Here is an 8229-nt window from a genome sequence, read left to right as displayed (position 1 = left end):
CTGTTCCGCATCGGCGACTGCGTGGCCCAGCGCAATACCCACGCTGCGATCTACGACGCCCTGCGCCTGTGCAAGGATTTCTGACCCAACACCGAACCAATGTGGACTCGGTCAAAAATGTGGGAGCGGGCTTGCTCGCGAAAGCGGTGTGTCAGTCGATACATCCGGTGGCTGATGCACCGCCTTCGCGAGCAAGCCCGCTCCCACATTAGACCTGTGTGGTCTGTGGGAGCTTCACCATGTTGAACACCTTGCTTCCTGTTCTTTTGTTCGCAGCGATGGGCCTCGCCGTCCTCGGCGCCCTGCGCCGGGTGAATATGTGGCGCCGTGGCCGTGCCGCCAAGGTCGACTTGCTGGGTGGCCTGCTGGCCATGCCCAAGCGCTATATGGTCGACCTGCACCACGTGGTCGCCCGCGACAAATATATCGCCAACACCCACGTCGCCACGGCCCTGGGCTTTGTGCTGTCGGCGTTGCTGGCGATCCTGGTGCACGGCTTCGGCCTGCATAACCGTATCCTCGGCTACGCCTTGCTGCTGGCATCGGTGCTGATGTTTGTCGGCGCCACCTTCGTCTATCTGCGCCGGCGCAACCCGCCGTCGCGACTGTCCAAAGGCCCGTGGATGCGCCTGCCGAAAAGCCTGATGGCGTTCTCGGTGAGCTTCTTCCTGGTGACGTTGCCGGTGGCCGGGCTCCTGCCTGCCGACTTCGGTGGCTGGCTGTTGGCCGCGCTGCTCGGTGTGGGCGTGCTGTGGGGCGTGTCGGAAATGTTCTTCGGCATGACCTGGGGCGGGCCAATGAAACACGCCTTTGCCGGCGCACTGCACCTGGCCTGGCACCGCCGCGCCGAACGCTTTGGCGGTGGCCGCTCCACCGGCTTGAAGCCGCTGGACCTGGCCGACAAGAACGCGCCCCTGGGCGTGGAAAAACCCAAGGATTTCACCTGGAACCAACTGCTCGGTTTTGACGCCTGTGTGCAGTGCGGCAAGTGCGAAGCCGCGTGCCCGGCCTTCGCCGCCGGCCAGCCGCTGAACCCGAAAAAGCTGATCCAGGACATGGTGGTCGGCCTGGCCGGCGGCACTGATGCCAAGTTCGCCGGCAGCCCGTATCCCGGCAAGCCCGTGGGCGAACACGGCGGCAATCCGCACCAACCGATCGTCAATGGCCTGGTGGACGCCGAGACATTGTGGTCGTGTACCACCTGCCGCGCCTGCGTCGAAGAGTGCCCGATGATGATCGAGCACGTAGACGCCATCGTTGATATGCGCCGCCACCTGACCCTGGAAAAAGGTGCCACGCCGAACAAGGGCGCCGAAGTCCTGGAGAACCTGATCGCCACCGACAACCCTGGCGGATTCGCCCCGGGTGGGCGAATGAACTGGGCGGCGGATTTGAACCTGCCATTGCTCGGTGACAAGCAAACCACCGACGTGCTGTTCTGGGTCGGCGACGGCGCCTTCGACATGCGCAACCAGCGCACCTTGCGCGCTTTCGTCAAAGTGCTGAAAGCGGCCAAGGTCGACTTCGCCGTACTGGGCCTGGAGGAGCGCGACAGCGGCGACGTGGCCCGGCGTCTGGGCGATGAGGCGACGTTCCAACTGCTGGCCGCGCGCAATATCCAGACCCTGGCCAAGTACCGCTTCCAGCGCATCGTGACCTGCGATCCCCATAGCTTCCATGTGTTGAAAAACGAATACGGCGCCTTCGACGGCAACTACCAGGTGCAGCACCACAGCACCTACATGGCCGAGCTGATCGACGCAGGCCTGCTGAACCTGGGCCAGCACAAGGGCAACAGCGTGACCTACCACGACCCGTGCTACCTGGGGCGCTATAACGGTGAGTACGAGGCCCCGCGCCAAGTGCTGCGGGCGCTGGGGATTGAGGTCAAGGAGATGCAACGTTCGGGTTTCCGTTCCCGTTGCTGCGGTGGCGGTGGCGGCGCGCCGATCACTGATATTCCCGGCAAGCAGCGCATCCCCGACATGCGTATGGAAGACATCCGCGAGACCGGCGCCGAGCTGGTGGCCGTGGGTTGTCCACAGTGCACGGCGATGCTCGAAGGGGTGGTCGAGCCCCGCCCACTGATCAAGGACATTGCCGAGTTGGTGGCGGATGCCTTGCTCGAAGAGGCCGCACCGGCCAAGAACACACGTGTGCCAGCGGAGGTCCACTGATGAGCGACATTATCCGCCGCGACCCACGGGCCGAATGGATCGCCCGCAACCGCTTGCACCCGCTGCATGCGGCGATGCAACCGGAGCAGCACAGCTGGATGGGGCCTAACGGCATCATCCGTAAAAATGTGCATGGCATCGGTTTTATCGGCCCCAACGGCATCAAGCGGATCGACCGCAGCGGCGCCCAGCAGGGCGGTGCGACCAAACGTACGGCCGCGGCGCAAGTGCAGTTGCCGCTGCACCAGGTGCCAGCCCCGACGTTTTACATCAACGTGGTGCCGGACATGGTCGGCGGCCGCCTGAGCAGCCACGACCGCGACTTGCTGGGCCTGGCGCGGCAACTGGCCGGCAGCGACGGTGCGGTGCTGGCGGTGGTGTTTGGCGAACATAAGGAAAGTGCCTTCGACACGGCCGGCGTGGATCGCCTGCTGGTGCTCGACGGCCACGAATTCGAGGGTTATTCACCGGAGCAGCGGGTCCATGGCCTGCGGGCTGTGGATAACCAGTTCCGCCCGCGTCATTGGCTGCTGCCCGACAGCCGCAGTGGCGGGGGTGAACTGGGGCGGCGCTTTGCCGCGAGCCTCAAGGAACGCCCGGCCACCCGGGTGTGGCAGATCAAGGGTAATGAGTGCATCGGCCGTGCCGGCGCGGGCCAGGAAGACCTGGCGCGCCCGCTGCCACGGCTGATCCTCGCTGCTGTGGAATGTGCCGATCCAGTCAGCGAAACGCGCCATGAAGTGTTGCCGGTGGAGTTATCCACAGCCCTGGCGCGCGGCTTGCCGCGTATTGAGGATCTGGGTGCGGTGGCAGTGGATCCCGGTGCGATTCCCATGGCTGAGGCCGAGTTTATTTTCTCCGGTGGCAATGGGGTCAAGGACTGGGACTTGTTCCATCAGACGGCCGCGGCCTTGGGCGCTACCGAAGGTGCGTCGCGGGTGGCGGTGGATGATGGCTTCATGGCTCGTGATCGCCAGGTGGGTGCCAGTGGTATCTGGGTCACCGCCCGGGTGTATGTGGCGGTCGGGATTTCCGGGGCGATCCAGCACCTGCAAGGCATCGGTGCCTGCGACAAGGTGGTGGCGATCAACCTCGATCCGGGTTGCGACATGATCAAGCGCGCCGACCTGTCGGTGATCGGCGACAGCGGCGACATTCTCCGGGCCTTGATTGCTGCGGTCCAGGCCCACCGTAACGGCGCCAAGCGCGATGCGGCTTAAACAAAGGATATGGCCATGACCACCCATGTAATCAGCCTGGTATCCATAGGCGCCCACCCGACCTCCGGCCGGCCACGCCGCGCCGAACAGGATGCGCGTGCCGTCGAGCTGGGGTTGCAACTGGCTGGGGATAACCTGCAAGTGCTGCATGCCGGCGATATCGCCGAGCCGACCCTGCGTGCTTACCTGGGCATGGGGCTGGCGCAGTTACACGTGCTGGAACAACCGGCCGGCGCCGATGCCCTGCCAGTGCTCGGCGACTACCTGCGGGACACTGGTGCGCAGGTGGTGCTTACCGGCAGCCAGGCCGAAACGGGCGAGGGCTCGGGGATGTTGCCGTTCCTGCTGGCCGAGCAACTGGGCTGGCCGCTGATTGTCGGCCTGGCTCAGGTGGAGTCCATCGACAGCGGCGTAGCCCAGGTACTGCAAGCGCTGCCTCGTGGTCAGCGGCGACGCCTGAAAGTGCGCCTGCCGTTTCTGGCCACGGTGGATAACGCCGGGCCCAAGCCGCGGCAAAGCGCCTACGGCCCGGCCCAGCGTGGCGTGCTGCAGGAGCACGACGTGGCGGTGGTGGACGATGAGTTATTCACAGGCGCCGTGCTGCAACCGGCCAAGCCTCGGCCCAAGCGGCTCAAGGTGATCAAGGCCAAGAGCGGCGCCGACCGCATGAAGGCCGCCACGGCCAAGGCCAGCGGCGGAGGTGGGCAGGTGCTGAAGGGGGTAAGCCCTGAGGCGGGCGCTGAGGCAATTCTCAAGCTGCTGATTGAGGAGGGTGTGGTTCGCTAGGGCTGAAATAATCGCACATACATACCGCGATGCCAGCCTTTGCCAGTGCCTGGGTGTGAGCTTAAATAAATAAATTTTCAGCCAAAGGATCCAGCCCCATGCCCGTCAACTTCCGTGCGGCAGTGCCCGCCGATGCCCGCGATATAGCGCGTCTGTTCCTGATCTCTTCAGAAGGAGCCGCGGCTTACATCTGGAGCCAGCTCGCAGAGCCAGGCCAGGAACTCCTGGACGTTGGCGCCAGCCGTTATGCGCGCTCGGGTGTGGATTTCTCTTATGAAAATTGCCTGATCGCCGAATCAGAGGGCGTGGTGGTGGGCATGATGCACAGTTATGTCATGCGCCATGATCCGGATGCAGAGCCGGTTACCGATCCAGTCCTTGCTCCCTACGCGGACCTGGAGATCCCCGATACCCTTTATATTTCCAGCCTGGCGCTGCACGAAGGTTGGCGCGGCCAAGGCTTGGGCGTGCAATTTCTCGCCCATGCCCGACAGCGGGCCGAGCACCTTGGGCTTATCGGCTTGAGCCTGATTGACTATGCGGCCAATACCGGTGCCCTGAGGTTCTATGAACGCCATGGCTTTCGGATTGTCGACAGTTGCCAGATAACCCCGCACCCGATGCTAGGTGTCACCGGCAAAGCTTATTTGATGCAGTACCCGTAGTCCTCGACTGGGGGTTACCCACAATCCCTGTTGGTTCACCTGTGGATAACCTGTTCGCGGTTGTCCACACCCCAGTGAAATCAAGCCCTGCAGCCCTCTGTACGAAAAACAACCAACCTAAACGACGGTTTTTGCTCGGTTTTTTCTGTGGATAAGGAAATAGCCTGGTTCAGAGTTGCCCCCAAAGTCTGTTGGTGCTTCTGTGGATAAGATGTTTGCTATCCGCTGCAAGCCATAGGGATAAAGGCTTGTAGTGAATTGGTTGAAAAATGATCAATATCGCTGTTTCATCCGATCTACGCGCGTAAAGCCTCGATTTTGCTCGGTTGCAGGCGGTTTTCCACAGAAGGGGCAAAGTTGCCCCCAAAGTCTGTTGGCGCTTCTGTGGATAAGGTGTTTGCGTTCCTCTGCAGGCCATATAGAACGTGGCTTGTGAGCTTCTGGTTAAAAACTGATCAATGTTGGATAAAACCTGCTGCTTTGAATAAGTCACGGATTTTCTTGGTTTTATTTCGAGGGAACAGGGCAGTTGCCCACAATTGCTGTGGGTGGGTTTGTGGATAAGTTGTTGGGCGATGGCTGGAGGGCAGGGTAGTGGCGGGCTGGAGCAGTGATGGTCAATTTATGAACAGATGAGTATCCAAATGTGGGAGCAGACTTGCTCCCACATTTTTGATCTCTGGTGCGTCAGTTACTCGTGTGCGGCGACACCTTTGAGGTACGGCGCCGGTGCCGCCCCCAGGTTGTTCAGCATGCGCTCGCTGTACCAGTCCACAAAGTTCACCACGCCAAACTCATAGGTCTTGGAGTACGGCCCCGGCTGGTAAGCGGTGGAGTTGATCCCGCGCTGGTTCTCCTCGGCCAGGCGCCGGTCCTGGTCGTTGGTCGCGTCCCACACTTGGCGCATGCGCTCGACGTCGTAGTCCACCCCTTCCACAGCGTCCTTGTGCACCAGCCACTTGGTGGTGACCATGGTTTCCTGGGCGCTGATCGGCCATACCGTGAAGACGATGATGTGATCGCCCATGCAGTGGTTCCACGAGTGCGGCAGGTGCAGGATGCGCATCGAGCCGAGGTCGGGGTTCTTGATGCGGCCCATCAGTTTCTTGCAGCCCTGCTTGCCATCCAGGGTCATCGACACGGTGCCCTTGAGCAGCGGCATGCGCACGATGCGGTTACGCAGGCCGAAGCTGGCGTGGGCGTAAGGGATCTTCTCGGCGTCCCAGGCGGCGGCTGAAGCGGCAACGTGGTCCTTGAAGGCCTGGTCGGCCCGTGGGTCGGTGACGTCGTCCCATTCCAGCAGGGTTTTCAGCAACTCGGGGTGGGAGGCGTTGCAGTGGTAGCACTCGCGGTTGTTTTCCAGCACCAGTTTCCAGTTGGCTTTTTCGAACAAGGTGGTCTGGATCGCCACCTTGGTGTTTTCCATGTCGTAGGGTTCCATGTAATGGTTCAGCGTCGACAAAAAGTCATCAATGGCCGGTGGGTTCTCGGCCAGGCTGACAAATATGTAGCCGCCGGCGGTCTTCACGTTCACCGGTTTGAGGCCGTACTGCTTCATGTCGAAGTCGGCGCCCATCTCGGTACCGGCGAACAGCAGGCGCCCGTCCAGTTCGTAGGTCCACTGGTGGTAATGGCACACCAGTTTGGCGACCTTGCCCTTGTCGCTGGTGCACAGGCGCGAGCCGCGATGGCGGCAGACGTTGTGGAAGGCATGCACCACGCCTTCGGCGCCACGAATCACGATGATCGGGTTCTTGCCGATCTGCAGGGTCAGGTAGTTGCCCTTGGCCGGGATTTCGCAGGTCATGCCGGCGATCAACCATTCCTTCTGGAAGATCTCTTGCATGTCGATATCGAACAGCCGCTGGTCAGAGTAAAACGGCTGGGGCAGCGAAAAAGTGCGCTCGCGCTCTTGCAGCATTTGCGCGGTGGCCTTGCGTGCGGGTTCCAGCGGATCGCCCAAGCTCAAGGTTGCGGTGACGTCCATTATGTGTGTCCTCAAGGCCATTCTGTGTGGCCGCGATAAGTGGCTGATCAGGTTTGCAGCAAGGCGTAAAGAAAGCGTCGTTGTTGGCTGCGAGTGTGGGCCCGGTGCTGCCCGCAACCTTATCCATTAACGACATGGCCCACTCTGTTCCCGACGCGCAACCCCAGTGGTATGGGGGCTGGTCGCGATAAGTATGCGAATGTCGCAGATAGGTAAATGGCAGGTCGCGGCGTTACGCAGAATCGCCAGCATCAAGCCGAACTACGGCCGTGGAGAACAGCATGTCCAACAGCTTCCTGAATCCTGTCACCACCCAGACCTGGGCCAATGGTCGGCACATCGTCCGTTGCGTCAAAGTCATCCAGGAAACCTGGGATGTGCGCACCTTCTGCTTTATGGCCGACCAGCCGATCCTGTTCTTTTTCAAGCCGGGGCAGTTCGTCACCCTGGAGCTGGAGATCGACGGCCAGCCGATCATGCGCTCGTACACCATTTCCAGCTCGCCATCGGTGCCCTACAGCTTCTCGGTGACGATCAAGCGCGTGCCGGGTGGCAAGGTCTCCAACTGGTTGCACGACACCCTGCACGAAGGCCAGGAGCTGGCGGTACACGGGCCGGTCGGGCTGTTCAATGCCATCGACTTCAGCAACCCCAAGGTGCTGTACCTCAGCGGCGGCGTGGGGATCACCCCGGTGATGTCCATGGCGCGCTGGTATTACGACACCAACGCCAATGTCGACATGGTGTTTGTACACAGTGCCCGCTCGCCGAAAGACATCATCTACCACCGCGAGCTGGAGCATATGGCGTCGCGCATCGACAACTTCAACCTGCACCTGATCTGTGAGAAACATGGCCTGGGCGAGCCGTGGGCCGGTTATCGGGGTTACCTCAACCAGAAAATGCTCGAACTGATGGTGCCGGACTTCCTTGAGCGCGAAGTGTTCTGCTGCGGCCCTACGCCCTATATGAACGCGGTCAAGCGCCTGCTGGAAGCCAATGGCTTCGACATGAGCCGTTACCACGAGGAATCCTTCGGCGCCACGCCACCGGAGGCGCGGGCCGATGCTGTGGAACAAGCCGAACAGGCCGCCGATGCGCCGGAAATCGACCTGGCGGATCTGCACCAGGTGGAATTTATCTCGTCAGGCAAAAGCATTCGTGTGGCACCCGGGGAAACCGTGCATGCGGCAGCTGCCAAGCTGGGCCTGCTGATTCCCAAGGCCTGCGGCATGGGCATATGCGGCACATGCAAGGTGATGAAACTGGGTGGGGAAGTGGAGATGGAGCACAACGGCGGGATTACCGAGGAAGACGAAGCCGAAGGCTACATCCTGTCGTGCTGCAGCGTGCCGAAGGGTGATGTGCGGATCGAGTTCTAATACCCCCCCTGA

Annotated in this window: 7 protein-coding genes; 6 read left to right on the top strand and 1 reads right to left on the bottom strand. The window is 61.5% G+C overall.

What is annotated here, in order from left to right; genetic code table 11:
• The 5 genes from JFT44_RS29265 to JFT44_RS27625 all read left to right on the top strand — a co-directional run.
• A partial coding sequence (locus JFT44_RS29265; RefSeq protein WP_374068321.1) for a hypothetical protein occupies positions 1 to 84 on the top strand: 84 nt, incomplete at its 5' end.
• A 155-nt stretch (positions 85 to 239) separates the two neighbouring features.
• A complete protein-coding gene (gene dgcB, locus JFT44_RS27640) occupies positions 240 to 2177 on the top strand; it encodes a dimethylglycine demethylation protein DgcB (protein WP_198800057.1) in 1938 nt (645 codons plus the stop codon).
• Positions 2177 to 3397, top strand: coding sequence for an electron transfer flavoprotein subunit alpha/FixB family protein (locus tag JFT44_RS27635; protein WP_057960838.1), 1221 nt, complete (start codon positions 2177 to 2179; stop codon positions 3395 to 3397). The genes dgcB and JFT44_RS27635 overlap by 1 nt, the downstream gene beginning before the upstream one ends.
• 15 nt (positions 3398 to 3412) lie before the next feature.
• Positions 3413 to 4183: an electron transfer flavoprotein subunit beta gene (locus JFT44_RS27630; RefSeq protein ID WP_057440263.1), complete on the top strand. Its 771-nt coding sequence runs from the start codon at positions 3413 to 3415 to the stop codon at positions 4181 to 4183.
• A 98-nt stretch (positions 4184 to 4281) separates the two neighbouring features.
• A complete protein-coding gene (locus JFT44_RS27625) occupies positions 4282 to 4848 on the top strand; it encodes a GNAT family N-acetyltransferase (RefSeq protein WP_057960837.1) in 567 nt (188 codons plus the stop codon).
• A 691-nt stretch (positions 4849 to 5539) separates the two neighbouring features.
• On the opposite strand, the gene gbcA is transcribed toward JFT44_RS27625, so the two are convergent.
• A complete protein-coding gene (gene gbcA / locus JFT44_RS27620) occupies positions 5540 to 6835 on the bottom strand; it encodes a glycine-betaine demethylase subunit GbcA (RefSeq protein WP_198831445.1) in 1296 nt (431 codons plus the stop codon).
• A gap of 281 nt (positions 6836 to 7116) precedes the next feature.
• Between gbcA and gbcB the strand changes: the two genes are divergently transcribed.
• On the top strand, positions 7117 to 8217 hold the full coding sequence (gbcB, locus tag JFT44_RS27615; protein ID WP_198800059.1) for a glycine-betaine demethylase subunit GbcB: 1101 nt from the start codon (positions 7117 to 7119) through the stop codon (positions 8215 to 8217).
• Positions 8218 to 8229 lie beyond the last annotated feature (12 nt).

It is taken from the genome of Pseudomonas sp. MF5691 (assembly GCF_016405645.1).
Classification (GTDB): Bacteria; Pseudomonadota; Gammaproteobacteria; order Pseudomonadales; family Pseudomonadaceae; genus Aquipseudomonas; species Aquipseudomonas shahriarae.
The sequence above is the reverse complement of the archived record's forward strand: the minus strand, read 5'-3'. Positions and strand labels throughout refer to the sequence as shown.

Excerpts from the sequence above, each read along its gene's own strand:
- JFT44_RS27630 (WP_057440263.1), top strand. The coding sequence starts at position 3,413 with ATGACCACCCATGTAATCAGCCTGGTATCCATAGGCGCCCACCCGACC.
- JFT44_RS27625 (WP_057960837.1), top strand. The coding sequence starts at position 4,282 with ATGCCCGTCAACTTCCGTGCGGCAGTGCCCGCCGATGCCCGCGATATA.
- dgcB (WP_198800057.1), top strand. The coding sequence starts at position 240 with ATGTTGAACACCTTGCTTCCTGTTCTTTTGTTCGCAGCGATGGGCCTC.
- JFT44_RS27635 (WP_057960838.1), top strand. The coding sequence starts at position 2,177 with ATGAGCGACATTATCCGCCGCGACCCACGGGCCGAATGGATCGCCCGC.
- gbcB (WP_198800059.1), top strand. The coding sequence starts at position 7,117 with ATGTCCAACAGCTTCCTGAATCCTGTCACCACCCAGACCTGGGCCAAT.
- gbcA (WP_198831445.1), bottom strand. The coding sequence starts at position 6,835 with ATGGACGTCACCGCAACCTTGAGCTTGGGCGATCCGCTGGAACCCGCA.